General features: G+C 73.2%; 23 protein-coding genes and 1 pseudogene. 19 read left to right on the top strand and 5 right to left on the bottom strand.

Annotation, left to right across the window (positions count from 1 at the left end):
* Positions 1 to 108: 108 nt before the first annotated feature.
* Positions 109 to 780, bottom strand: coding sequence for a type III effector protein (locus EV371_RS19015; RefSeq protein ID WP_207230536.1), 672 nt, complete (start codon positions 778 to 780; stop codon positions 109 to 111).
* A gap of 100 nt (positions 781 to 880) precedes the next feature.
* On the opposite strand from EV371_RS19015, the gene EV371_RS19010 reads away from it, so the two are divergent.
* From EV371_RS19010 to EV371_RS18995, 5 genes are all read left to right on the top strand, one after another.
* Positions 881 to 1,324 (top strand): Hsp20 family protein, encoded by a 444-nt coding sequence (locus tag EV371_RS19010; RefSeq protein ID WP_130463238.1) that lies wholly within the window; start codon positions 881 to 883, stop codon positions 1,322 to 1,324.
* A 688-nt stretch (positions 1,325 to 2,012) separates the two neighbouring features.
* A complete protein-coding gene (locus EV371_RS19005) occupies positions 2,013 to 2,516 on the top strand; it encodes a YfcE family phosphodiesterase (protein WP_130463237.1) in 504 nt (167 codons plus the stop codon).
* A 343-nt stretch (positions 2,517 to 2,859) separates the two neighbouring features.
* Complete coding sequence (locus EV371_RS33455) at positions 2,860 to 3,027, top strand: alpha/beta hydrolase family protein (RefSeq protein ID WP_165436733.1); 168 nt, start codon at positions 2,860 to 2,862, stop codon at positions 3,025 to 3,027.
* 72 nt (positions 3,028 to 3,099) lie between these two features.
* Positions 3,100 to 4,503, top strand: a complete 1,404-nt coding sequence (gene sthA, locus EV371_RS19000) for a Si-specific NAD(P)(+) transhydrogenase (protein ID WP_130463236.1) — start codon at positions 3,100 to 3,102, stop codon at positions 4,501 to 4,503.
* 227 nt (positions 4,504 to 4,730) lie between these two features.
* Entirely contained in the window at positions 4,731 to 5,294 is a 564-nt protein-coding gene (locus EV371_RS18995; RefSeq protein WP_130463235.1) for a CHRD domain-containing protein, read from the top strand.
* 69 nt (positions 5,295 to 5,363) lie between these two features.
* On the opposite strand, the gene EV371_RS18990 is transcribed toward EV371_RS18995, so the two are convergent.
* Positions 5,364 to 5,705 carry a hypothetical protein gene (locus tag EV371_RS18990; protein WP_130463234.1) on the bottom strand — a complete coding sequence of 114 codons (342 nt, stop codon included), beginning with the start codon at positions 5,703 to 5,705 and terminating at the stop codon, positions 5,364 to 5,366.
* 139 nt (positions 5,706 to 5,844) lie between these two features.
* Positions 5,845 to 6,333, bottom strand: coding sequence for a hypothetical protein (locus EV371_RS18985; protein WP_130463233.1), 489 nt, complete (start codon positions 6,331 to 6,333; stop codon positions 5,845 to 5,847).
* A gap of 765 nt (positions 6,334 to 7,098) precedes the next feature.
* Here EV371_RS18985 and EV371_RS18980 point away from each other — a divergent pair.
* Genes EV371_RS18980 through EV371_RS18965 form a run of 4 tightly spaced genes read left to right on the top strand, consistent with a single transcriptional unit; the run spans position 7,099 to position 11,517 of the window.
* A complete protein-coding gene (locus EV371_RS18980) occupies positions 7,099 to 7,890 on the top strand; it encodes a branched-chain amino acid ABC transporter ATP-binding protein (RefSeq protein WP_130463232.1) in 792 nt (263 codons plus the stop codon).
* On the top strand, positions 7,887 to 8,753 hold the full coding sequence (locus EV371_RS18975) for an ABC transporter ATP-binding protein (RefSeq protein ID WP_130463231.1): 867 nt from the start codon (positions 7,887 to 7,889) through the stop codon (positions 8,751 to 8,753). The genes EV371_RS18980 and EV371_RS18975 overlap by 4 nt, the downstream gene beginning before the upstream one ends.
* Positions 8,750 to 10,630 carry an AMP-binding protein gene (locus EV371_RS18970; protein ID WP_130463230.1) on the top strand — a complete coding sequence of 627 codons (1,881 nt, stop codon included), beginning with the start codon at positions 8,750 to 8,752 and terminating at the stop codon, positions 10,628 to 10,630. The genes EV371_RS18975 and EV371_RS18970 overlap by 4 nt, the downstream gene beginning before the upstream one ends.
* On the top strand, positions 10,627 to 11,517 hold the full coding sequence (locus tag EV371_RS18965) for an ABC transporter permease subunit (protein ID WP_130463229.1): 891 nt from the start codon (positions 10,627 to 10,629) through the stop codon (positions 11,515 to 11,517). The genes EV371_RS18970 and EV371_RS18965 overlap by 4 nt, the downstream gene beginning before the upstream one ends.
* Here the strand turns inward: EV371_RS18965 and EV371_RS33860 are convergent.
* Positions 11,514 to 12,176, bottom strand: coding sequence for an RNA-guided endonuclease TnpB family protein (locus EV371_RS33860; protein ID WP_207230535.1), 663 nt, complete (start codon positions 12,174 to 12,176; stop codon positions 11,514 to 11,516). The two genes, EV371_RS18965 and EV371_RS33860, sit on opposite strands and share 4 nt — an antisense overlap.
* 65 nt (positions 12,177 to 12,241) lie before the next feature.
* Here EV371_RS33860 and EV371_RS18955 point away from each other — a divergent pair, with 65 nt between their 5' ends.
* Together EV371_RS18955 and EV371_RS18950 are read left to right on the top strand one after the other, a co-directional pair.
* Positions 12,242 to 13,369: a branched-chain amino acid ABC transporter permease gene (locus EV371_RS18955; RefSeq protein ID WP_486484692.1), complete on the top strand. Its 1,128-nt coding sequence runs from the start codon at positions 12,242 to 12,244 to the stop codon at positions 13,367 to 13,369.
* Between the two features lie 17 nt (positions 13,370 to 13,386).
* Positions 13,387 to 14,703 (top strand): ABC transporter substrate-binding protein, encoded by a 1,317-nt coding sequence (locus EV371_RS18950; protein WP_130463228.1) that lies wholly within the window; start codon positions 13,387 to 13,389, stop codon positions 14,701 to 14,703.
* A 57-nt stretch (positions 14,704 to 14,760) separates the two neighbouring features.
* Here EV371_RS18950 and EV371_RS18945 read toward each other — a convergent pair whose 3' ends face one another.
* Positions 14,761 to 16,008: a nucleotide disphospho-sugar-binding domain-containing protein gene (locus tag EV371_RS18945; protein ID WP_130463227.1), complete on the bottom strand. Its 1,248-nt coding sequence runs from the start codon at positions 16,006 to 16,008 to the stop codon at positions 14,761 to 14,763.
* Positions 16,009 to 16,307: 299 nt separating this feature from the next.
* Between EV371_RS18945 and EV371_RS18940 the strand changes: the two genes are divergently transcribed.
* The 8 genes and pseudogenes from EV371_RS18940 to EV371_RS34410 all read left to right on the top strand — a co-directional run.
* Positions 16,308 to 17,819 (top strand): MGDG synthase family glycosyltransferase, encoded by a 1,512-nt coding sequence (locus EV371_RS18940; RefSeq protein ID WP_165436732.1) that lies wholly within the window; start codon positions 16,308 to 16,310, stop codon positions 17,817 to 17,819.
* A 96-nt stretch (positions 17,820 to 17,915) separates the two neighbouring features.
* Positions 17,916 to 18,758: a DMT family transporter gene (locus tag EV371_RS18935; RefSeq protein ID WP_130463225.1), complete on the top strand. Its 843-nt coding sequence runs from the start codon at positions 17,916 to 17,918 to the stop codon at positions 18,756 to 18,758.
* Between the two features lie 229 nt (positions 18,759 to 18,987).
* Positions 18,988 to 19,917, top strand: coding sequence for a squalene synthase HpnC (gene hpnC / locus EV371_RS18930; RefSeq protein ID WP_207230534.1), 930 nt, complete (start codon positions 18,988 to 18,990; stop codon positions 19,915 to 19,917).
* The gene (gene hpnD / locus EV371_RS18925; RefSeq protein ID WP_130463224.1) at positions 19,914 to 20,789 is read left to right on the top strand and encodes a presqualene diphosphate synthase HpnD; all 876 of its coding nucleotides are present in this window, start codon (positions 19,914 to 19,916) and stop codon (positions 20,787 to 20,789) included. The genes hpnC and hpnD overlap by 4 nt, the downstream gene beginning before the upstream one ends.
* Positions 20,786 to 22,162, top strand: coding sequence for a hydroxysqualene dehydroxylase HpnE (gene hpnE, locus EV371_RS18920; RefSeq protein WP_130463223.1), 1,377 nt, complete (start codon positions 20,786 to 20,788; stop codon positions 22,160 to 22,162). Before hpnD ends, hpnE begins: the two co-directional genes overlap by 4 nt.
* The gene (locus EV371_RS18915; RefSeq protein ID WP_130463222.1) at positions 22,159 to 23,244 is read left to right on the top strand and encodes a polyprenyl synthetase family protein; all 1,086 of its coding nucleotides are present in this window, start codon (positions 22,159 to 22,161) and stop codon (positions 23,242 to 23,244) included. The genes hpnE and EV371_RS18915 overlap by 4 nt, the downstream gene beginning before the upstream one ends.
* Entirely contained in the window at positions 23,244 to 25,253 is a 2,010-nt protein-coding gene (shc, locus tag EV371_RS18910; protein ID WP_130463221.1) for a squalene--hopene cyclase, read from the top strand. Before EV371_RS18915 ends, shc begins: the two co-directional genes overlap by 1 nt.
* 29 nt (positions 25,254 to 25,282) lie before the next feature.
* Positions 25,283 to 25,717 (top strand): annotated as a pseudogene (locus EV371_RS34410) (phosphorylase family protein); the annotation flags it as partial.
* Positions 25,718 to 25,755: the final 38 nt, after the last annotated feature.

The following is a 25,755-nucleotide window of genomic DNA, read 5'->3' as shown; positions in this document are numbered from 1 at the left end:
CGCACCATTCACCCGGCTCCGGCGATGGTGTCCCTGGAGAGAGATTCACATCGCTGAATGGTGCTTGTCAATAGTTTGGGATGCCAACAAAATGCGTTCGACGCGGGCTCAGGGGCGGGGCTGGCCGCGCCGCTGCGCGGTGCGCTGGCGTACCTCGTCGAGGTGTTCGTTCATCGCGGCGACCCGGGCCGCGAGCCCCGGATGGTCGGCCCGGAGGTGCCGCTGGGCGTCCGAGAGCGGCCGGACCAGTGCGTTCGGGTCGGTGCCGCCGAGGGCGTCGTGCAGCCGGTCCAGGCTGGACCGGGCCGCCGAGCCGAGATCGGTCAGTGCGGTGATCTGCCCGGCGAGCTGGCGCAGGTCGGCGCCGTTGTCCCGGGCCCAGCGGGCCGCCGCGCGGTCACCGGCCCGGCGGTCCCGCTCGGCGCGTACCCGGTCGTCCCGGGTCTGCGGCGCGGCGTCCTCCTCGGCCGGACGGAGTCGCAGGTAGCGGCGCTCGGCGGCCTGCCGGCTCGCCACGCCGAGGGCGGGGGCCAGCTCTGCCCAGCTCGCACCGCGCTGCCGGGCGGCGACGATGAGCCGTGGCTCCCAGGACTCGAGTTCCGTGCGCAGGTGCCGGAGCAGGGCGAGCGCGGTGAGCACCTGGTCGAGCGTCACGGCGACCTCGCCGGTGTCCGTGCCGGTGCCCTCGCCGACCCGGGTGGTGACATCCTGCACCCGATCGAACGCCGTACCGGTCGGCGTCTGCTGGTCCATCCCGCTCCCGTCCTCGATTGACGTCATCGGTTAGATGACGATTCCCCTTGTCATCGTTACGACGACATGATACAACCGAGGTGTCGCGCATTGACAGCACTGTCGCCAGCACTAGGAGGTGGATCCGATGTTGATGCGCAGCGACACCTTCCGCGAGCTCGACCGGTTCGCGCAGCAGGCCCTCGGCACGCTGAGTTCGGGCACCTGGTCCCGGCCGACGGCCATTCCGATGGATGCTTACCGCAACGACGAGGAGTTCGTCGTCGCGTTCGACCTGCCCGGGGTCGCCCCGGACGCGATCGAGATCAACGTCGAGCGCAACCTGCTGACCGTCCGCGCCGAGCGCCGGCCGCCGAACCTCGGCGAAGGCGCCCGCATCCAGGTCGCAGAGAGGCCGCTCGGGGTCTTCTCCCGGCAGCTCTTCCTCGGCGACGGACTGGACACCGACCGGATCGAGGCCAGCCACGAGAACGGTGTGCTGGCCGTACGGATTCCGGTGAAGGAGCAGGCGAAGCCGCGCCGGGTGGCGATCACCTCCGGCGGATCCCGGCAGAAGGTCATCAGCGCCTGACAGACACAGCCCAGCCGGACCGGCGGTTCGCCGGGCTCCGGCGCGATCGGCGGTGGGGGTGACGGGGAGATGCGCAGCGGCGTACGACATGGGGTCTCGACACCCCGTTCGGTCCACGAGGCATTCGTCGAGCTGGTGCAGCGGGACGACGACCTCATGCGGGCAGAGTTCGAGGCGCTCGTCGACGCGTGCTGGAACCAGCCTCCTCCTCCGCCGCCGGCTCGGCCACAACCGGGGCCACGCCCGCCACTGTGGCCCGTCGGACCGCCCGACGGCGTGCGGTTCGTTGCCGTCGAAGCAGGTCCCGCCGCCAACCGATGGCGCCGGCAGCGGGGCCCTCCGGGAACTCGGACGGGCCCACCGGCAGACTGAACCTTTTTCAACCTGACCGCGCGGCGCTCACACACCGCGTCCGACCTTGCGCTCCGACGGACCGCAAGGGGAGGTTGAAAAGGTTCACTGAGGCAGGTGATGACTCGACCGTATCTCTCGTCGGCTTTCTCTCCCTGGGTGCCGGCGGACGGCAGCTCCGGAGGCGCGGCGGCGGTCCCAGACACCGCGCCAGGCGCGTAGGCGTACGGCCGTGCCGGCACCCGACAACAACCATCGGCCCGGTCCTCCTCGGGAGGGCCGGGCCGATGCGCTTGTCCGGCCACTTCCGGACGTCGCCACCGGATAGGGTGGGGCCGTGCGCCTGGTGCTGATGGCGGACACCCACGTGCCGAAGCGCGCCCGAGACCTTCCGCCGCAGCTGTGGGCGGCGGTCGACGAGGCCGATGTGGTCATCCACGCCGGGGACTGGGTGCACGAACCGCTGCTCGACGCGGTGGAGTCCCGCGCCACCCGGCTCGTCGGGGTCTACGGCAACAACGACGGCCCCGAGCTGCGGGCCCGACTGCCGGAGATCGCCCGGGTCGAGCTGGCCGGCCTGCGGGTTGCCGTGGTGCACGAGACCGGTCCGGCCGGTGGCCGGGAACGCCGGTGCGCGGCCCGGTTCACCGACTGCGACCTGCTGGTCTTCGGCCACTCCCACATCCCCTGGGACAGCGAGGCCCCGGGCGGGCTGCGGCTGCTCAACCCCGGCTCGCCGACCGACCGGCGCCGTCAGCCGTACGCCACCTATCTGACCGCCGCGATCTCGGGCGGCCGGCTCGACGACGTCGTACTGCACCGCCTGCCGCGCCGGACCTGACCCGGAGAGGAGTCGACCGTGCATGCCGAACTAATCGGGTACGCACGGCAGGTGCTCGGCTCCGCGCAGGTGGTCGCGGACCGGTCGTGGCGGCGCGGTGCGGCGGGCGTGCTGGAGGTGCGGGACGGCAACGGAACCGTCTGGTTCGTGAAGGGGCACGGCGACCCGGAGTGCTACCGGCGGGAGCTGACGGCGTACCGGCGCTGGGTGCCGGGGCTCGGCGGGCGCGCACCGAGGCTGCGGGCCGACGACGACGAGCGGCTCGCGCTGGTGCTCTCGGCGGTGCCGGGGGAGCCCGGCACCGCGTACGTGACGGATCCGGAGGTGCAGCGCGAGGCGGGGGTTGGCCGGCTGCGGGCGTACCCTCGGCGACGCCGACCGGGCGGTGCTGCACGCGTGCGGGGCGCTGACCGCGGTCTTCATCGTGGTCTGGGCGCACGGGCGCGGGGACCCCGGTTTCGCGCAGGCGTGGCGGCAGAACCTGCACCGGTTGATGGACGGGTGGCGGTGAACGGGTGGCCGCGCAGGGTAACCGGCCGATCGGCCCGGAGCGGTCCGATCACCGGTTTGCCAGACTGTAGGGATGCATGACTTCGACGTGCTGGTGATGGGTTCGGGACCGGGTGGCCAGAAGGCCGCGATCGCGGCGGCCAAGCTCGGCCGCCGGGTGGCGGTGGTGGAGCGGCAGCACATGGTCGGCGGGGTGTGCATCAACACCGGAACGGTCCCGTCGAAGACGCTGCGCGAGGCGGTGCTCTATCTGACCGGGCTCAGCCAGCGGGAGGTGTACGGCCAGAGCTACCGGCTCAAGGACGAGATCACCGTCGCCGACCTGACGGCGCGGACCCAGCACGTCATCGGCCGGGAGATCGACGTGGTCCGCAGCCAGCTGACCCGCAACCGGGTACGCCTGATCACCGGTACCGCCCGGTTCGCCGACCCGCACACGGTCACCGTGACCGACCCGGCCGGGCGCGAGTCGAAGGTGACCGCCGAGAAGATCATCGTCGCCGTCGGTACCCGGCCGGCGCGACCGGCCAGTGTGGACTTCGACGAGCGTACGATCGTCGACTCGGACGGCATCATCAACCTGGAACGCGTGCCGAACTCGATGGTCGTGGTCGGTGCCGGGGTGATCGGCATCGAGTACGCCTCGATGTTCGCCGCGCTGGGCACCGAGGTCACCGTGGTCGAGCGGCGCGCCAACATGCTCGACTTCTGCGACCTGGAGATCGTGGAGGCGTTGAAGTACCACCTCCGGGACCGGGCGGTGACGCTCCGGTTCGGTGAGACGGTGGCGGCGGTCGAGCGGCACTCCCGAGGTGCCATCGCGGTGCTGGAGAGCGGCAAGCGGATCGCCACCGACACGGTGATGTACTCGGCCGGCCGGCAGGGGCTGGGCAGTGAACTCGACCTGGAGAACGCCGGTCTGGCCGCCGACGCGCGGGGTCGGATCGGGGTCGACGCGGAGTTCCGGACAACGGTGCCGCACATCTACGCGGTCGGGGACGTGATCGGCTTTCCGGCCCTCGCCTCCACCTCGATGGAGCAGGGCCGGCTGGCGGCGCACCATGCCTGTGACGAGCCGGTGCGGGCCCTCTCCGAGGTACAGCCGATCGGCATCTACACGATTCCGGAGATCAGCTTCGTCGGCCGGACCGAGGACGAGCTCACCCGGGACAGGGTGCCGTTCGAGGTGGGCATCTCCCGCTACCGGGAACTCGCCCGGGGCACGATCAGTGGCGACTCGTACGGGATGTTGAAGCTGCTGGTCGCCCCCGACAGCGGTCGGCTGCTCGGGGTGCACATCTTCGGCAGCGGAGCCACCGAACTCGTGCACATCGGACAGGCCGTGATGGGCTGCCAGGGCACCGTCGACTACCTGGTCGACACGGTCTTCAACTACCCGACGCTCTCCGAGGCGTACAAGGTCGCCGCGCTGGACGCGATGAACAAGATCCGGCACCTCGCCCGACTCCGAGACTAGGTTGTGGACGGCACGGGGGCTGTCGAGCTGGGTGCATGGATGGGGCACGCGGCGCCGGAGTTGCCGCCCCAGGCGGCGACGACCTGGGTGGGCGACGACCTGGCGGGCCGTCATCCCGACCCGGCGTCCTGTCCACGATCTGTCACCTGACTGTCGTGTCGCGGCTGGCGTTGGCCAGTTGCATCGGGTGACGGGCATTGGCCGTAGCGGACCGGGGAGGCGCGACGATGATGATCCGACGGTACGGCGTGGTGGCCTCCGTGGTGGCATTGCTGGCCGCCGGGGCGGGAACGGCCCGGATCGCCTCCGGCAACGCCGAGCGCAACGACGACGACCCGGAGCGCCGAGGCGTCCTGCGGGAACGGCTGACCGGCTACCAGGAGGACCCGTTAGCGATCTCGACAAGTGGCGACGGTGGGTTCCGCCTCGCCGTGGACGAGGCGGGGCAGGAGCTGACCTACCGGCTGCACTACCGGGCGTTGGAGGGAGAGGTCACCCAGGCGCACATCCACGTCGGTGGCTGGGCCCGCAGCGGCGGGATCAGTGCCTTCCTCTGCACCAACCTCGGCAACGGTCCGGTGGGCACCCAGCCCTGCCCCGCCGCGCCGGCCACGATCAGCGGTACGGTCCGACCGGCCGACGTGATCGGGCCGACGGCCCAGGGGATCGCGCCGGGAGAGTTCGGCGAACTGGTCGCGGCGGTACGGGCCGGTGTCACGTACGTCAACGTGCACAGCTCGCGCCATCCCGGTGGCGAGATCCGGGCCCAGCTCTGGCGGCATCGGTACTGACCGGGACGAGCCGGCTCTCCGCCTGCTCTTCAAGCCGCAGACGGCCCGCCGTCGTCGCGACAGGCCGGCTCACCTGCGGCACGCGGGGCAGGTCACCCGGGCAGGGTCCGTCGACGTGCCCTCCGTCGGCGAGAGCTTCGCCACCACCTCGCCGCAGGCTGTCCGCCTGGCGCCGGCCGCGTGTATCCGGTGCACAACCATCCCGGTCTCCTCCCGTGAGCCGATGCCGGTAATCCGGCGCAGCTCCTCGTCCGTCGGCACCACCGTCGGGCGAAGGGCCCGCACGGACGGCGGCAGGCAGTCGTCCCGGACAACCCGCAACCAGGTCGCCGCGACCTGCATCCGGGTGCAGTCCGGCAGCCCGCACGGCCGGCACCCGTCGACACCGTACGGCCAGTGGTTCGTCAGCACCTGCCGGGCGACGGTGGTGACCAGCTTTTCGCCGCCATCTTCCGGCGGCGGGTAGTGCTCGGTGACGACGACCCAGAGTGCCCACTCGGCGTCCCAGCCGAGCCTGACCGCAGGCAGCCGGGTGGGGTGTAATGGGTTGTTAGGTCGCTTCGGTGTCCGGGTCGATCGGGTCGATGCCGATCCGAACCGCCAGCTCGCGGAGTTCGGACGAGCCGTGCCGACGTGCGTCGCAGACCATCTGCCCGGCGATCTCCTGTACCGCCGGCCGGGACCGCAGCTCCTGGCTGCTGATCTCGTCGGCGGCCAGGAACTGGCGCACCGCTCGAAGATGCTGCCCCGCGAGGAACAGGCCCCGCCCGGCGTCGATGTGCAGCCTGGTCCGGCGCTGGACGTTCCGCAGCGCGGAGCGATCGACCCGACGCGCGTACTCGGGCGCCCGCTCCGGCTCTCCGTTCTCCAGCGCGATCGCGACCCGCCAGGTCGCCACGTTCGCCGGGCTGAACTCCATCCGCCAGCGGTCCGGACCGTTCGCGCGCGGCAGGGTGGCCTGCGCCTCCGCGTAGTGCGCCGCTGCGTCGTCGGCGCGGCCCAGCGACGCGGCCGAGATCGACGCGTGTAGGTGGAGCATCCCGTACCACGTCCGCCAGGTCGCCGGTCCGGGTATCGCCGACCGCCTCGGCGGCAGCGGTCGCGGTGGACAGCGATCGGCGCTGCGACCCACCGGTCAGCGCAACCTGGGCGACGGCGAACGCGGCGGCCGCTGTCTCGTCCGGCTCGCCGAGCTGGGCTGCGGCGAACTGGGCCCGCTCGGCGAGCCGCATCGACAGGTCGATGTGCCCCATCGACTTGAGCCCCGTCGCGGCGAAGAATGCCACCCGAACGAACATCGCCAGGCCGGCCCGCTCGGTGGCCGGTGCGCTCGCGAGTAGGCGGGTCTGCTCGACGAGATCCGGAAGTAGTCCGGCCATCGTGGTGTAGTCGCATGCCATCCGGGCCCGGCTCGCCGCCTCCACCCGCCGGGCGACATCGGCGGGGTCGGGCGGTGGCCCGTCAGGGTCGTCATCGAGTGCCCTGCGGATGCCTGGGGCTGCGGAGTACGCCGCGAGTTCGGCGCGGTCACGTGGTAGGCGTGGCTGGGCGGTGAGGTCTTCGACTCGTACGCCCAGCGCCGAGGCCAGGGCGATGATCAGAGCGCGCTGCGGTAGCACGTGCGGAGCTCCATCGGCTCGCCATGCCTGCAAGTCCACAAGGGATGTCGGTCGGCAGGGCCAGCCTCCGCCGTTCCGGCGGAATTGACGCCGGTCACACTGATGCTCTTGACGGAACGTGGCGCCGTGGTTAATGTCCGGTAACTTTGTGACCCGCGCCACAACCGAGAACCGGGGGTTCCCGGATGCTGCAGGTGCGCAATCTGGAGGTCGTCTACGACGACGTGATGCTGGTGCTGCGCGGGGTGAGCCTCGCCGTGCCGCCCGGCGGGATCGTCGCGCTGCTCGGCGCGAACGGCGCCGGCAAGACCACCCTGCTGCGGGCGGTCAGCGGCCTGCTCGGCGTCCACGACGGCGCGGTCACCAAGGGCACGGTCACGCTCGACGGGGAGCCGATCCACCGGCTCCGCCCGGCCGCCGTGGTCCGCCGAGGCGTCTGCCAGGTGATGGAGGGACGCCGGATCTTCGCCGAGCTGACCGTGGAGGAGAACCTGCGGCTCGGCGGGCACACCGCGCACCGGCAGGTCCCGGCCCGACTGGAGTACGTCTTCGGGCTCTTCCCGGCGCTGGCCCGGCACCGCCGGCACACTGCCGGATACCTCTCCGGCGGCGAGCAGCAGATGCTCGCGATGGGCCGGGCGCTGATGGCGCAACCGCGCTACCTGCTGCTCGACGAGCCCAGCCTCGGGCTCGCCCCCCGGCTGGTCGACCAGGTCCGGGAACTGATCACGGCGATCAACTCGACCGGTGCCGGAATCCTGCTGGTCGAGCAGAACGCCACCATGGCACTCTCGCTGGCCACCCACGGCTACGTGCTGGAGACCGGCCAGGTGGTGCTGGACAAGCCGGCCGAACAGTTGCTGGCCGACGACGACATCCGGGAGTTCTATCTCGGGCTCGGAGCCGCCGCCGGTGCCGGCCGGCGGTCGTTCCGGGAGGTCAAGCACTACCGGCGGCGCAAGCGGTGGTTGTCGTGACGACCGGGGCGGCGACCGGGCGGGCGGCGGGCCGGGCCGAGCAGACCGGCAACCAACGCGTCGACGGCGACGCGGACCCGATCCTGCGCTTCGAGGACGTCCGGCTGCACTTCGCGGGCGTACGGGCGATCGACGGAGTGAGCTTCACCGTCGGCCGGCACGAACTCTTCGCCATCATCGGGCCGAACGGCTCGGGCAAGACCTCCATCTTCAACGTCCTCTCCGGGGTCTACCGGCCGCAGACCGGGCGGGTCCTCTTCGACGGGATGGATCTGGTCGGCCTCCGGCCGCACGCCATCGCGGCGCTGGGCATGGCCCGGACCTTCCAGAACGTCGAACTCTTCGGCAACCTCACCGTGCTGGACAACCTGCTGCTCGGCCGGCACCACCACATCGGCTACGGCCCGCTCGCCGCGATCGCCTGGCTGGGCCGGGCCCGCCGGGCCGAGATCGCCAACCGGGCCGCGGTCGAGGAGATCGTGGACTTCCTCGAACTCCAACGGTGGCGGCGGATGCCGGTCGGACTGCTGCCGTACGGGGTGCAGAAGCGGGTCGAACTGGGCCGGGCCCTGGCGATGGAGCCGAAACTCCTGCTGCTGGACGAGCCGGTCGCCGGGATGAACCTGGAGGAGACCGAGGACATGGCCCGGTTCGTCCTCGACATCCGCGACGAGTTGGACATCCCGATCGTGCTGGTCGAGCACGACATGGGTCTGGTGATGGACCTCGCCGACCGGGTGCTGGTGGTCGACTTCGGCCAGGTCGTCGCGACCGGCGACCCGGCGGAGATCCCGCACCACCCGGACGTCGTACGGGCCTACCTCGGCGGGACCGGCGACATCCGACGGGAGGAGCCGCGATGAAGGAGCCCGGCGGTGCCCCGGCCACCACCATCGCGGTACGGGTCCGCGACCGCGCTCTCGCCACCCCGGAAGCCGTGGCGATGCGGGAGAAGGACCGGGGTATCTGGCAGGAGGTCACCTGGGCCGGCTACTGGGACGCGGTGCAGACCGTGGCGCACGGGCTGCTGGCCCTCGGCGTGCAGCCGGGCGACCGGGTGGCGATCCACGCGGAGAACCGTCGGGAGTGGCTCTTCACCGACGTGGCGGCCGTGGCGCTGCGGGCGATGACGGTCGGCCTCTATCCGACCAACCCGGCGCCGGAGGTCGGCTACCTGCTCTCCCACTCCGGTGCCCGGGTCCTGGTCGCCGAGGACCAGGAGCAGGTCGACAAGGCGCTGGAGGTCATCGGCGACTGTCCGGAACTGGAGCGGATCGTCTATCTCGAACCGCGCGGCATCCGGCACCGCTACCGGCACCCCGCCCTGCTCGGCTGGGACGAACTGCTGGCGATCGGTGCCGAGCACCGGGCGGCCGAGCCCGGGGCGGTGGCCGCGCGGATGGCGGCGGCCACCGCCGAGGACGTCGCCACCCTGATCTACACCTCCGGCACCACAGGTCCGGCCAAGGGCGCGATGCTCACCGTCGCCAACGTGGACTTCGCGATCCGGGTACTGGTCGACGGCGGCGGGTTCGCCGACCCGCCGCCGGGGCCGGACGACCTGCTCCTGTCGTACCTTCCGCTCTGCCACGTCGCGGAGCGGATCTTCACCACCTGGTTCAACGCCGGTGCCGGGGTGCAGGTGGCGTTCGCCGAGTCGATCGACACGGTGCAGCCGAACCTGCGGGAGGTGCAGCCGACGATTCTGTTCGGGGTGCCCCGGATCTGGGAGAAGATCCTCGCCGGGGTGACCATCCGGCTGGCCAACGCCTCACCGGTCAAGCGCTGGAACGCCCGGCTCTGGCTCGGGGTCGCCGACCGGATCGCCGGAACGCTGGTCCGGACCGGTGGCCGGCACACCGTCGGCACCCGGGCGGCGTACGGGATCGGCTGGCTCTTCTGCTACCGGGCCCTGCGGGTGCGGATCGGGATGCGCCGGGTCCGGTACGCCGCCTCCGGCGCCGCCCCGATCGCCCCGGACGTGCTGCGGTTCTTCATGGGCATCGGCGTCCGGATGCACGAGGTGTACGGGATGACCGAGAACACCGCGGTGGCCACCGGAAACCGGCCGGGCCGGGTCCGGCTCGGCACGGTCGGCGAGCCGCACCCCGGCGTCGAGTTGCGGATCGACGAGGAGACCGGGGAGATCCTGACCCGGCACGGGGGCGTCTTCGCCGGCTACTACCGGGATCCGGGCGCGACGGCGGCGGTGCGCGACGCCGACGGATGGCTGCGGACCGGCGACATCGGCGAGTGGGTCGCCGGCACCCACGTGCGGATCACCGACCGGGCCAAGGACATCATGATCACTGCCGGTGGCAAGAACGTCGCCCCCTCGGAGATCGAGAACGCGCTGAAGGCGTCGCCGTACGTCAAGGAGGCGATCCTGGTCGGCGACCGCCGGCCCTACCTGACGGCGCTGGTCGGGATCGAGCTGGAGACCGTGGGGGAGTGGGCACAGCGCCGAGGGCTGGCGTACACCACCTATCGGGACCTGGCCGGCAAGCCCGAGGTCCGGACCCTGGTCGAGGGGCTGGTCGCGGCGGTGAACGCCGGCCGGGCCCCGGTCGAGCAGATCCGGCGCTTCACGCTGCTGCCCAAGGAACTCGACCACGACGACGGCGAGCTGACCGCCACCCAGAAGGTACGCCGGGCCGCCGTCGCCGCACGCTTCGCCGAGGAGATCGACGAGCTGTACCGGCGCGCACCGGCCCGGACCGGTCCGGGGGAGGCGGGATGACGGAGCTGGCCGAGAGCCTGCTGCGCGGCCTGGGCACCGGCAGCGTCTACGCCCTGCTCGCCCTCGGGTTCGTGATCATCTACAAGGCGACCCGGGTGATCAGCTTCGCCCAGCCCGCCTTCATGCTGGCCGGTGCGGTGCTGGTCACCTACCTGGCCGGGCCGGTCGGCTTCTGGGCGGCGGTGCCGGTCGCCGCGGTACTCACCGCCGGGCTGGCGCTCGGGGTGGAGCGGGTGGCGGTGCGGCCGATGGTCGGGCGCCCGGCGTTCGTGGTCGCCATCATCACCCTCGGGGTGGACGTCGCCGTCCGGGTGGTGGTCAACGGCTTCATCGGGCTGGATGTCCGGCACGTCGGCGACCCGTGGGGACTGCGTACCGTGACCATCCCCGGCACCGGGATCGACCTGCAACAGCGGCACCTCGCCGCGCTGCTCGCCACCGCCGTGCTGATCGTCGGGCTCTTCGCCTTCTTCCGGTACACCCGGATGGGGCTGGCGATGCGGGCCGCCGCCTACGACCAGGAGGCGGCCCTGGCCCAGGGCGTCTCGGTCGGTGGGGTCTTCGCACTCTCCTGGGGGCTGGCCGGCGGCCTCGCGGCGGTCGCCGGCACCTTCGCCGCCGCCGGAGCCAGCGTCGACGCGGCGCTCTGGCTGATCGCGCTGACCGCGCTGCCGGTGATCATCCTGGGTGGACTCGACTCGCTGCCCGGCGCGGTGGTCGGCGGGCTGGCCGTCGGGACGATCCAGGAACTCACCGCCAGCTACCAGCAGCACGCGCCCTGGCTCGGCGGCAACGTCTCGGTGATCAGCCCGTACGTGCTGATGCTGCTGGTCCTGCTGGTCCGCCCGTACGGGCTCTTCGGCACCAGGGAGGTCGAGCGGGTTTAACGCTTCCCTATGGCTGGAAGCCGGGGGATTTCTGGCTCAGACCGCACGAGACCACCGCACTGGAAGGAGGTGATCGCATGTCTTATGTCGTCGGCACCAGCACGGTTACGCTCTGCCGTGGCGAGGATCGTCCTCGCGGCGTTCCGGTCGCGGCAGGCGGTGTGCCCGCAGGTGTCGCACCGGAAGACTCTGACACCCAGCCCGAGGCGGTGCTTGGCTCTCGTACCGCACTGCGAGCAGGTCATCGTGGTGTAGGCGGGCGGTACCAGCACCACCTTCCGGCCCGCCCGCATGCCACGGTCGACCAGTTCCCGTTTCGCCGCGCCGATCGCCGCGTCGGCGGCCTTGCACGCCATCCGGGACTTGGCCAGGAATGTCGGCTCGAAGTCCTCGACGGCGATCGTCGCATGATTGTCGACGACCTGCTTCGCCCAGACCCGGGCGTCGTGGGTGTTCTGGCGGGCCGCCTTTTTCGCGACCTTCGCCGCATGGTGCTTGGCCCGCAGGTAGCCGTTCGACGGCCGGGCGCCCTTGTCCCGTCGGCGTCGGGCCATCCGGCGGGCCAGGAGTGCGGCGGTCGCAGCCGCGCCGGGACGCAACCGGTAGGTGTACCGCACCACTTCCTCCACACCGACCAGCGTCCCCGCCGGGTACGACATTTCCACAGCTCGGGCTACCCTTACCTCCCCATGGCCGCAGCCAGGGGCTTCTCGGGTGGTAGTAGATGAGCGCCACCGGCCGACGTACCCGGCTGCGCGGACGTCCCGACCTGCACACCTCGTACGCGCAAGAGTTGAGCCTTTTCGACGCCCCGGCCAAGCGGGCGGCGATGGCGGTGCTGCTGGTCGCCGCCCTCCTGATGCCGTTCCTGCTCACCGACGAGGTGCTGCAACTGCTGGCGCTGGGCTGCGTCGCGGCGATCGGGGCGATCGGGCTGGGACTGGTCACCGGGTACGCCGGCCAGGTCTCGCTGGGGCACGCCTTCTTCCTCGCCGTCGGCGCCTACACGGCGGCGGCGATCAGCGGCGACCCGGACGGCCGGGTGATCGGGTTCGGGGTCACCAACATCCTGGTCTGGCTCCCCGCCGCCGGCCTGGTCGCCGGGCTGGCCGGGGTGCTCGTCGCCCCGCTCGCCACCCGGCTGCGCGGGCTCTACCTGGCGATCGTCACCCTCGGCCTGGTCTTCATCGGGCAGCACGTCTTCAGCGAGTGGTCGGCGCTGACCGGCGGTGCCGGGGTCGGCCGGCCGGCGGCCACCCTGGAGTTCTTCGGGCAGCCGATCGCCGCCACCGGCCCGCTGGGCACCCGGGACCAGAAGCTCTACTGGCTGATGCTGCTGCTCCTGCTCGGCTTCGCGCTGGCCGCCGCCAACCTGGCCCGGTCGAAGGTGGGGCGGGCGTTCACCGCGATCCGGGACCGGGACATCGCGGCCGGGGTGATCGGGGTGAACCTGGCCCGGTACAAGACGATCGCCTTCGCCGTCTCGTCGGCGTACGCCGGCTGCGCGGGGGCGCTGCTCTACACCATCACCGGGTTCTTCGACCCGGGCTCGTTCAGCCTGCTGCTGTCGGTGCAGTACATCGCGATGGTGCTGATCGGCGGTGCGGGCACCATCTCCGGCGCGATCGCCGGGGCGTTCTTCATCACCCTGCTGCCCCGGTTCACCCGGGAGCTGCAGGCGTGGGTGCCGTTCCTCAGCGCCCAGCCGAACGAGGTGCCGAACGTCTTCCAGGTGGAGACGATCCTCTACGGCGTACTCCTGGTCGTCTTCCTCATCTTCGAGCCCCGGGGCCTGTTCGGGATCTGGGTACGGGTCCGCAACTACTGGAAAACCTGGCCGTTCTCCTACTGAACTCCAGTGAGGTAGCCATGGGAAGGAACAGACCGTCCGCTGTCGAACCGCGTCGGGTCGCCGCCGCGACCGTCGCCCTGCTGCTCTGCGCCGCACTCGCCGCATGTCGCGGCGGGGACACCGAGACCGACGCGTCCGGGGTGAAGACCGACGTCGGGGTCACCGCCGAGCCGTGCCCCGAGGCGGTGGACCAGAACAAGGGGTGCATCTACCTCGGGATCATCTCCGACCTGACCGAGGGGCCGTTCCGGGCACTGGCGGTGCCGATCACCGACGCCCAGAAGGCGTTCTGGAAGCGGGTGAACACCGCCGGCGGGATCGGCGACTACGAGGTCGACGTGACCCGCTGGATCCGGGACAACAAGTACAACCCGCAGACGCACAACCAGGTGTACCAGGAGATGAAGCCGAACGTGCTGGCCCTGGCCCAGACCCTCGGCTCGCCGACCACCGCCGCCATCCTGGCCGACATGAAGGCCAGCAGCGTGGTCGCGGCGCCGGCCGCCTGGACCTCGGCGTACGCCTTCGAGGACGTGATCGTCGAGTCCGGCGCCAACTACTGCCTGGAGTCGATGAACGCGCTCGACTACGCCCGCGAGGCGCACGGGGTGAAATCGGTGCTGGCCGTGCACCTGGCCGGCGACTACGGCGACGACGCGGCGGCCGGTGCCAAGCTCGGCGCGCAGAGCCTGGGCATGACCTTCAGCGCGGTGAAGACCGACACCGGCGCCGACAAGCAGGCCGGCGCGATCCAGGCGATCCTCTCCGGCCGACCCGACCTGGTGATCCTGACCATGGGACCGGCCGACGCGGCGGCGATCGTGGGCCAGGCGGCGGCCCGGGGCTTCACCGGTCGGTTCATCGGCACCAGCCCGACCTGGAATCCTGCGCTGTTGCAGAGCGCCGCCGCGCCCGCCCTGCTGGCCCGCTACGAGCAGACCGCGCCGTGGGACGCCTGGGGTGCCGACACCCCGGGGCACCAGGCGCTGCGCCAGGCGCTGGGCCAGGTCACCCCGAACGACGGGTACACCGCCGGGTGGGTGTGGTCGTATCCGATGAAGGCGGCGCTGACCAAGGCGGTGGCCGACGGCGACCTGACCCGGGCCGGGCTGCTGGCCGCGGTCAAGTCGCTGACCTCGGTCGACTACGAGGGCATGCTGCCGGCCGGCGCCGGCAACTACGCCGCCGGCCCGAGCGACGGCGCGGTCCGGGTCACCGCGGTGTACCGGCCGGACCGGGCCGCCCCGACCGGGGTGAGTCAGGTCCGGCCGTTGACCGTCGGGCCGACCGCCCAGGCGTACGCCCTGGACCGGCCCTGCTACGAGAAGCTCTGAGCCGCCCCGCGTCAGCGAGAGCGGCGTGCGGGATCGGGCCGGCCGCGGTCGACCGGGTCACCGGGCCAGTCGGTCGACCGCGGCCACCACCGCGCCGGCGCCGTCCTCGGCGGCCAGCCGGTCGGCGAGGGCCCGGGCGCGGTGCCGCAGGCCCGGCTCGGTCACCGCCGCCCGGATCGCGGTGGCGAGTCCGGTCTCGTCGAGCCGGCGGAACGGCAGTACCGCCGGGCCGACCCCGAGGGCGACCAGCCGGGCGGCCCAGAACGGCTGGTCGGCGAGGATCGGTACCGGCACCGCCGGCACCCCGGCCCGGAGTCCCGCCCCGGTGGTGCCGCAACCGGCGTGGTGGACCAGCGCGGCCATCCGGGGAAAGAGCCAGTCGTGCGGTACGTCCCCGACGGTGAGCAGGTCACCCTCCGGCTGCGGCCCGGCACGGCCCAGCCCCTGCAGAACACCGCGTACGCCGGCCCGGCGTAGCGCCCCGGCGACCAGCGCGTGCAGTCCGGGTCGGGTGTCGGCCAGGCTGCCGAAGCCGACGTAGACCGGGGGTGGGCCGGCGGTGAGGAAGTCGACGAGTTCGGTTGGCGGGCGCCAGCCGGTGCGGGCCAGCGGCCACCAGTAGCCGACCACGTCCAGCCCGGTCGGCCAGTCCGGTGGCCGGGGGAGCACGGTGGGGCTGAACCCGTGCAGCACCCCCCAGCCGTCGGCGGTGGCGCCGCGCTCCAGGCGGGCGAGTCCTGCCGGTGGCAGGCCGAGTTGGGCGCGCAGCCGCCGGGAGGCGTCGGCGTACACCCGGTGGGCCAGTCGCCGGCCGAGCCGTCCGGCGAGCCGGTTACCCCAGCCACCCAGTGAGCGCCGGCCCAGCACGATCGGCGGGAACGCACTGGTGGGAGTGGTCGGCTGGAGGAAGACACCGAGGCTCGGGATGCCGTGGTACTGCGCCACGGAGTAACCCAGCGGCGCGGTCGTGCTGGACAGCAGCAGTACCTCGGTCTCCGCCCCGGCGGCGGCCGCGATGCCGGTGCCGAGGTCGCGCACGAACCGGCTGCCGAGCCGGACGAAGTCGACCAGGCCGGGAGCGCCCGGCACGGTCCAGGACCGGTGCTGCCCGGCGGTGGCGGCCCGGATCGCGGACAGGTCCCCACCGATCGGCCGGAACTCCAGGCCGGCCCCGGTGACCAGGTCGGCGTAGGGGGTCGGGGCGGCGACCGCCAGCCGGTGACCGGCGGCCCGCAGTCGGGCGCCGAGGCCGGTGTAGGGGGCGACGTCGCCGAGGGAGCCGGCGGTGACGATCAGGACCCGCATGGCGACCTCCGGGTGGGCCGGGGCTCCGGCCGCGGTGTGGAGTTGGCGTCGGCCGGGCGTCGCGGGATACCCGGAGTCTACGTCCTGCTCCGGTCTCCGGGCCGGGCTCTTGGCGGAGAAAGGGGTGCCGGAGAGGGGTCGGGTCCGCCCGGCGTTAGCCGGTGGGGTGTTCCGAGGATTCTTCGCACCTCCTGTGGGTAGATGGCCGGATGACGTTGAGATCCGGGCGGTACCAGGCGGACCGCAAGGAGGCGTCCGAGCCGCCTGCCCGCGGCGTCGGTGGGGGGCGACCGCGCGTAGTGATCATCTATGCCAGTGCGGGCGCCGGACACGACGGCGCGAGCCAGGAACTGGCCAGCCGGCTGCGCGGACGCGGGCTGCAGGCGGACTGCGTCGACCTGGCCGACATCTTCCCGTGGGGACTGGGCCGGCTCCTTCGCGGTACCTACCACGGGATGTTGAGCCGGCTGCCGTGGATCTACGGGCTGCTCTTCTCGATCGCCGGCAACTTCAGTCGGGCCGCGCCGATCACCCGGACGCTGCTCCGACCGGTGTGGCCCCGGGTGCTCCAGACGCTGCCCCCGGATACCCGGGCGGTGGTGTCGACATACCCGGTGGTCAGCCAGATCGTCGGTCCGCTGCGCCGGGAGGGGCGGCTCGCCGTACCGGTGATCACGTATCTGACCGACTTCGCGGTGAACCCGATCTGGATCTCACCCGGCATCGACGTGCACTGCGCCGCGCACCACACCACCCGGGTCGAGGCCCGGGCGCTCGGTGCCGGTGAGGTCCGGATCGCCGGCCGGCTGGTCTCGGCGGCGTTCCGTCCCGGCTCCACGGCGGAGAAGCGCCGCGCCCGCGAGCGCCTCGGCCTGCCCGTCGACGCCCGGCTCGCCCTGCTGGTCGCCGGCTCCTGGGGGGTCGGCGCGGTGGCGCGGACGGCGGCCGAGATCGCGCGTACCGGTGCGGCGGTCCCGGTGGTGGTCTGCGGCCGCAACGAGGCGCTGTTCCGCCGGCTGGAGCGGCGCCGTACCGGATACGTCTTCGGCTGGGTCGACGACATGCCGGAGCTGCTGCGCGCCGCCGACGTGCTGGTGGAGAACGCGGGTGGGCTCACCGCGCTGGAGGCGATGGCCTGCGGTCTGCCGGTCGCGACCTACCGGCCGATCCCCGGACACGGCCGGGCGAACGCGGCGACCATGGCCCGGGCCGGGGTGGCGACCTGGGTGCGCCGCGCCGCCGAGCTCGGTCCGACCCTGCGCCGGCTCGCCGACGGTACGGCCGGCCAGCGGCAGCGGGCGGCCGGGCTGGCCCTGTTCGCGACCGATCCGGCGGCCGTGGTCGCCGAGGTGGCCCGCGGGGGTGCACCGGCCGGCCCGGCGTCCCTGCGCCGGGGACCGGCGTCCGACGCCGGCACGGTCGCCGCGACGTCGCTGGTCGACGAGCCGCTCGGCGCTGCCGCTCTGGTCGACGTCCCGGCGCTGGTCGATGCTCCGGCCCCGTTCGACCCCCCGGGCCCGCTCGACCCCCCGGGCCCGCTCGACGCTGCCGCTCTGGCCGACGCTCCCACCCCGTTCGGCGCTGCCGCTCTGGTCGACGGTCCCACCCCGTTCGACGCTGCCGCTCTGGTCGACGGCGCGGTACCGGCTGGTCCGGAGGTGCCGGTCGAGGTTGCGGCCGGTATGGCCGGAGCGCCGTCCCGCCGGACGCCGACCCGCTTGGTGGGGCTGCGGGCCAGGCTGCGGATCGGCGCGGACCAGCCCCGGGCCGACGGTACGCACCCGGCGAACCGTCCGGACCGGCAAGGCTGACGTGCGGGCCGCCCATCACGGCGCCCGGCCCACCACGGCGGCGGGACGCTCCGGCACCGGGACGCCCCGGCGGGTCCGATCCGGGGCTGCGTCCCGGTGAACGGCATCGCCATCCTGCTCGGACTCGCCTCGGCCGCCTGCTTCGCGGTGAGTTCGGTAGTGGAGCAGCGCGCCGCCAAGCGGGAGCGGCCGACCCGGACCATCGACCCGCGGCTGCTGATCCGGCTGCTGCACCGGCGGCTGTGGCTGCTCGGCACGGTACCGGACGCATTCGGCACCGTGCTGCAGGCCCTGGCACTGCGCTTCGGCGCACTGGCCCTGGTCGAGCCGCTCCTGGTCAGCGGGCTCTTCATGGCGATTCCGCTGGAGGCGGCGATCGAGCGGCGCCGACCACACCGCCGGGACATCCTGGTGGTGGTGATCGGGGTGGTCGGACTGACCGGGTTCCTGTTCGCCGCCGACCCGCGCGGCGGGGTTGCGGAGCCGAAGACGTGGGCCTGGATCGGGGTCGGCGCGGCGGTCGGCGGACTGGTCGCCATCTGCCTGTTGGTGGCCTGGCGAACCCAGGACGCGGCCCGGGGGCTGATGCTCGGCATCGCCACCGGACTGCTGTACGGGACGGCCGCCGCCCTGGTGAAGAGCGTCACCGAGAAGCTGCCGGGCCATCCGGTCGGGATCTTCACGGACTGGCACCTCTACGCCCTCGTCCTGGTCGGCGGTACCGCACTGGTCCTGAACCAGAACGCCTTCCAGGGTGGCCCGATCGCCGCCCCGCTGACCGCGATCGCGCTGCTCGACCCCTTCACCGGCGTGCTGATCGGGGTCTTCGCCTTCGAGGAGGAACTCTCCCTTGAGGGACCCCGGCTCCTTGCCGGGCTGGTCGCGGTAGCGGCGATGATCATCGGCATCTGGATGGCCCGGCGTACCCGGTCAAGCTGACACGCCGACGCGACCGTCGATCCACCCGGCCGTCCGGTGCGGATCGGGGGTGCGCCGCGACGGATGGTCGAACACGCCGAGAGGAATTCGCCAGGCCGCGCCGCCGACCGTGGGAATTTCGGTACTCTCGGTGAAGATTACTTAGCGCGAGTGGTGGGTTACGACCAATCCGGCGCGGCGGTCTGGCGCGGCCCCGCTGAGCCGGCTGGACCTCGCGAGAGGCGGCAGCGTGCTTCATCTGACCGACGACGCTCCCGATCATCCGTCCGCGGATCGACCGGGTGGGCGCCGGCAGCCGGACACCGTACTGGCCGGGGAGAACTTCCCGGTCGCACTGCGCGTCCTGCCGGCACGGATCCGCCGGCACCTGCTCGCCCTCTACTGCTACGCCCGGTACGTCGACGACCTCGGCGACGAACCGGACCGGAGTGGCCGGGACGAGACGCCGGCCGCCCGGCTCGCCGCGCTGGACCGTTTCGACCGCGAGGTACGCGCCCTCTACCACGGCCGGCTGCCCCGGCACCCGGTGCTGGTCCGGCTGGCCCCGACCGTGGTCGACTGTCGGCTGCCGGTCGACCCGCTGCTCCGGCTGATCGAGGCGAACCGCCGCGACCAGGTGGTGAGCGGCTATCCGACCTTCGGCGCGCTGGTCGACTACTGCCACCTCTCCGCCGATCCGGTCGGCGAACTGGTGCTGCACGTCTTCGGCGCCGCCACGGCGGACCGGATCCGGCTCTCCGACCGGATCTGCACCGCCCTGCAGGTGATCGAGCATCTCCAGGACGTCGCCGAGGACCGACGCCGGGGCCGGATCTACCTGCCGGCCGAGGAACTGGCGGCGGCCGGGGTGTCCGAGGCGGACCTCGACGCGCCGCGGGCCGACGACCCGCTCCGTACCGTCGTCCGGCGTCAGGCGAAGCGCGCCGCCGACCTGCTCGACGCCGGTGCGCCGCTCGTCGGCGACCTGCGCGGCTGGGCCCGGCTCGCCGTCGGCGGGTACGTCGCCGGTGGGCGGGCCGCGCTCGCCGCCCTGGCCCGGGCCGACCACGACCCGCTGCCCGGGCCGCCGAAACCGACCCGGGGCGGGATCGCCGCCGCCTGGATCAGGTCGTACTGGCCGTCCCGGGCCGCCCTGCGGCCGAGCGGGGTGCGCGGATGACCGACGTCGGGCTGGAACGCGCCTACCGGGAGTGTGCCCGGGTCACCCGTAGCCAGGCGCGCAACTTCTCGTACGGGATCCGGCTGCTCCGGCCCGACCGTCGCGCCGCGCTCTGCGCGGTGTACGCGGTCGCCCGGCGCATCGACGACATCGGCGACGGTGACCTGCCCGCCGCCACCAAGCTGGCCCGGCTCGACCAGATCCGGGCGGCGCTGCACCGACTGCCGGAGGCCGGCGGGGATCCGGTACTGGTAGCCCTCGCCGACGCCGCGTCCCGGCTGCCGATCCCGGTGGCCGCCTTCGACGAGCTGGTCGACGGCTGCGTGGCGGACGTCCGGGGCGCCCGCTACGAGACCTTCGAGGAACTGGTCGGCTACTGCCGTTGCGTCGCCGGGTCGATCGGCCGGCTCTCGCTGGGCGTCTTCGCACTCCGGCCCTCGGTGGACCGGGCGGCCGCCGCCGAACTCGCCGACACGCTGGGCATCGCGCTGCAACTGACCAACATCCTGCGGGACATCGTGGAGGACCGGGCCGCCGGCCGGGTCTACCTCCCCCGCCGAGACCTGGAGCGGTTCGGCTGCACCCTGGACCTCGGCCCGGACGGCGGACTGACCGATCCGCCGGACCGCCTCGCCGCGCTGGTCCGCTGGCAGGCGCACCGGGCCGAGCGGTACTACCAGACCGGGCTGCGGCTGCTGCCGCTGCTGGACCGGCGCAGCGCGGCCTGCGTGGCGGCGATGGCCGGGATCTACCACCGGCTGCTGGCCCGGATGGTGACCGACCCACTGGCGGTGACCCGGCGGCGGGTCTCGCTGCCCAGCTGGGAGAAGGCGTACGTCGCGGCGCGGGCGATGACCCGGAGCGCACCGTGACCGACGGCGACGTCTGCGTGGTCGGGGGTGGACTGGCCGGCATCGCCTCGGCGGTGCGGCTGCTCGACGCAGGGCACCGGGTGACCCTGGTGGAGGCCCGTCCGGCGCTCGGCGGCGCCACCTACTCGTTCCGGCGCGGCGAGCTGACCGTGGACACCGGACAGCACGTCTTCCTCCGCTGCTACCAGGAGTACCGCGAGCTGCTCGCCCGGCTCGGCAGCGCCGGCCGGGCGCCCGTGCAGGACGGGTTCGCGGTACCGGTGGTGCGGGTCGGCGGTCCGCCGCACGTACTGGCCCGCAGCCGCCGGCTGCCGGCCCCGGCCCACCTGCTGCCGGCCCTGCTCGGCTACCGTCCGCTGCGGGTCGGGCAGCGGCTGGCGGCGGTCCGGGCCGCGTCCGCGCTGCGCCGGGTCGAGCCGGACGACCCGGCCGCCGACCGGGTCAGCTTCGGCGCCTGGCTGGCCGCGCACGGGCAGGACGCACCGACCGTGGCCCGGCTCTGGGAGCTGATCTGCACGGCGGCCCTGAACGCTCCACCGGAGCGGGCCTCGCTGGCGCTGGCGGCCCGGGTCTTCCGGACCGGACTGCTCGACCGGGCCGACGCCGCCGACATCGGCCGGCCGACCGCACCACTGGCCGAACTGCACGGTGCCCCGGCCGCCGCACTGCTCCGGCAGCGCGGCGCGACGGTCCGCACCGGGGTACGCGTCCAGCGGATCAATGCCGACCGGGGCCGGTTCCAGGTCACCGGTGACGGCGTCGCACTGACCGCCGACGCGGTGGTGTTGGCGGTGCCGCATCCGCAGGCCGCCCGGCTGGTGCCGGCCGAGGCCGCTCCCGACCGGGCGCGCTGGGCCCGGCTCGGTGCCGCGCCGATCGTCAACGTGCACGTGCACTACCAGCAGCGGGTCACCGAACTGGAGTTCGCCGCCGGGCTGGACACCCCGGTGCAGTGGGTCTTCGACCGGACCCCGCCCGGCGGGTCCGGTCAGTACCTGGTGGTCTCCATCTCCGCCGCTGAGCAGGTGCTGGGCGTCCGGGCCAGCGAGCTGGTCCGGACCTATCTGGCCGCGCTGGCGGAACTCTTCCCGGCGGCCCGGCAGGCCCCGGTCCGGGACGCGTTCGTGACCCGGGAACCCAGGGCGACGTTCCGGCAGGGGCCGGGGTCCCGCAGCGCCCGGCCACCGGCCCAGACCCGGGCACCCGGACTGGCCCTGGCCGGCGCGTGGACCGACACCGGATGGCCGGACACGATGGAGGGCGCGGTACGCAGCGGCCACCGGGCCGCCGACGTGGTCCTCGCCCACCTCGGCTCGGCACCGATCGAGACGAAAGGCGCCGGCCTGACCGGGCGCGACGAGGAGAAGACATGACCGTGATGCTGCCCAGCGTCCTCGCCCAGGTGGACGAACTCGTCCAGCCCGAGATCCGGGCGACGCTGGAACGGATCGACGAGCGCACCCGACTCGTCGCCGGCTACCAGCTCGGCTACTGGGACGCGTCCGGCGAGCCTGCCGGCCGGAGCGGCAAGGGACTGCGTCCCGCGTTGGCGCTGCTCTCCGCACAGGCCGCCGGTCAGCCGGTACGCCGGGGCCTGCCGGCTGCGGTCGCGGTCGAGCTGGTGCACAACTTCTCGCTGCTGCACGACGACGTGATCGACGGTGACCTGGAGCGGCGGCACCGGCCGACGGCCTGGGCGGCGTTCGGCGTCGGGCCGGCGATCCTGGCCGGTGACGCCCTGCTCAGCCTCGCCGACGAGGTGCTGGCGGACGACTCCACCCTGGACGTGCGCGCGGGGCTGGCCACCATGCACACGGCGATCCGCCGGCTGATCGCCGGGCAGGCGGCCGACGTGGCCTTCGAGTCCCGGGCCGACGTCACCCTCGACGAGTGTCTCGGGATGGCCCGGGACAAGACGGCCGCGCTGCTCTCCTGTTCCGCGACGCTCGGCGCGGTGCTCTGCGGCGCCCCGCCGGCGCTGGTCGACGGCCTGGCCCGGTACGGCGAACGCCTCGGCCTGGCCTTCCAACTCGTGGACGACCTGCTCGGCATCTGGGGCGAGCCGGCGGTCACCGGCAAGCCGGTCCTGGCCGACCTGCGGGCCCGGAAGAAGTCGGTCCCGGTGGTCCGGGCCCTCACCTCGGGCGGTCCCGCCGGTGAGCAGCTCGCCGAGCTGTACGCCCGGCCGGACGACCTCTCCGACGCGGACCTGAGTCTGGCCGCCGTGCTGATCGAGGAGACCGGCGCCCGGGACTGGACCGAGAAGCGGGCCGACCGCCTGCTCACCGAGGCGCTGGCCGAGCTGGACCAGTTGGGCGAGCCCCGTTCGGACCAGTTGACCGAGCCCGGCGCGGACCGCCAGCCGTCGGCGGCCGCGGTGCAGCCGGCGGAGCGCTCCGCCGTGCACGCCGACCTGGTGGCGATCGCGCACTTCATGACGGGACGGGACCACTGATGGGCGCGACGGTCTCCACCAGCGACGGCAACCCGACCAGCTCCCGCCCCACCCCACCCGAGGTGCACGGAAGGGCCCTTTCTGCACCAGAAAACGATGAAAGGGGGCCCTTCCTTTCCGCGGAGGCGGCTCTGGACCGGGCGCGGGACCTGCTGCTCGCGCGGCAGCAGCCGGGCGCCTGGTGGCAGGGCGAGCTGGAGACCAACGTGACGATGGAGGCCGAGGACCTGCTGCTGCGGGAGTTCCTGGGCATCCGTACCGAGGTGGAGACCGCGCCGACGGCCCGGTGGATCCGGTCGAAGCAGGGCGCGGACGGCGCCTGGGCGACCTTCCACGGCGGGCCGGGCGACCTCTCCACCACCATCGAGGCGTACGCGGCGCTGCGGCTGGCCGGCGACCCGCCGGATGCCGAGCACATGTGCCGGGCCCGGGAGTTCGTCCTCGCGCAGGGCGGCATCGAGCGGAGCCGGGTCTTCACCCGCCTCTGGCTGGCGATGTTCGGCGAGTGGCCGTGGCATCGGCTGCCGGCGATCCCGCCCGAGGTGGTGCTGCTGCCGTCGTGGTTCCCGCTCAACGTCTACGACTTCGCCTGCTGGGCCCGGCAGACCATCGTGCCGCTGTCGATCGTCCGCTCGCTGCGCCCGGTACGCCCGCTCGGGTTCTCGCTCGGCGAGCTGCGTACCGGTCTGCCGGCGGAACCGGAGGCGCGGCGTGGCAGGGGACGCTGGATGCACCGGCTCGACGCGGCACTGCGCGGCTACGAACGCCACCCGGTCGGCCCGGTACGCCGCAACGCGCTGCGCCGCGCGGCGGAGTGGATCGTCGCCCGGCAGGAGGCCGACGGGTCGTGGGGCGGCATCCAGCCGCCGTGGGTCTACTCGTTGATCGCACTGCACCTGCTCGGCTATCCGCTCTCCCATCCGGTGCTGCGCAGCGGTCTGGCCGGGCTGGAGCGGTTCACCGTCCGGGAGGAGACCCCGGACGGCCCGGTACGCCGGCTGGAGGCGTGTCAGTCCCCGGTCTGGGACACCGCGCTGGCGATGGTCGCGCTCGCCGACGCCGGCGTGCCGGCCGAGCATCCGGCGCTGACCACCGCCGCCGAGTGGCTGCTCGCCGAGGAGATCCGGGTCCCCGGCGACTGGTCGGTGCGTCGGCCCCGGGTCGCACCGGGCGGCTGGGCGTTCGAGTTCGACAACGACGGCTACCCGGACACCGACGACACCGCCGAGGTGTTGTTGGCGCTGCGCCGTGCCGGCGCGCCCGCCGCGGTGCGGCCGGCGATGGAGCGCGGCGTCCAGTGGCTCTGCGGGATGCAGTCCGCCGACGGCGGCTGGGCCGCGTTCGATGCGGACAACACCCGGGCGATCGCCCGTGACCTGCCCTTCTGTGACTTCGGCGAGGTGATCGACCCGCCCAGCGCGGACGTCACCGCGCACGTGGTGGAGGCGCTCTGCGCGGAGGGGCTGGCCGGCTCGATACCGGTCCGCCGGGGCGTGGCCTGGCTGCTGCGCCACCAGGAGGGCGACGGTTCCTGGTTCGGCCGGTGGGGTGCCAACCACGTCTACGGGACCGGCGCGGTCGTACCGGCACTGATCGCCGCCGGGGTGCGTCGGGACGACCCGAGGATCACCCGGGCGGTCTGCTGGCTGCACCGACGGCAGAACTCCGACGGCGGCTGGGGCGAGGACATGCGCTCGTACCGCGATCCGGCCTGGCACGGCCAGGGCGACTCCACCGCCTCGCAGACCGCGTGGGCGCTGCTGGCCCTGCACGCCGCCCGTTCCGAGGACTCGGCGTCGATTCGGCGCGGGGTGGAGTGGCTGGTGCGTACCCAGCGGCCGGACGGGGGCTGGGACGAGCCGCACTACACCGGCACCGGCTTTCCCGGCGACTTCTACATCAACTACCACCTGTACCGGCTGGTGTTCCCGGTCAGCGCCCTCGGCCGGCTGCTACGCGACCCGGACGACATCGCCCGGCTGCGCACCGATTCGGGAGAGCCCAGTTGAGCGACGCGAACTGGGTGCTGTTCGCACCGATGCGGGCGGAGGCACTCGCGCTGCGGCGCGGCCTGCCGCCGGGTGCACCGCTGCGGCGTACCGGTCGGGGGCCGGCCCGGGCCACCCGGGTGGCCGCCGGCTTCCGGGACACCGCCGCGCTGGCGGTGGCCGGGATTGCCGGTGGCCTGGTGCCGACGCTGCGCACCGGGGATGTGGTGGTGGCCACCGAGGTACGTCGGGCCGGCGTGGTCGGCGGTGCCCCGGTCCCGTGTCCGGCCGCCCCGATGCTCGCGGCGGCGCTGCGCCAGCGCGGCCTGACCGTCCACCTGGGACCGGTGGCGACCAGCCGACGGATCGTGGACGGCGCCGACCGGGCCCGGCTCGCCGGTACCGGCGCGATCGCGGTGGACACCGAGTCGGCGGCGCTGCTGGCCGGCGCCGCCGGACGGCCGATCGCCTGCGTCCGGGTGGTCGCGGACGTACCGCCGCATCCGCTGTACCGGCCCGCGAC

This window comes from Plantactinospora sp. CNZ321 (assembly GCF_004217235.1).
The sequence above is the reverse complement of the archived record's forward strand: the minus strand, read 5'-3'. Positions and strand labels throughout refer to the sequence as shown.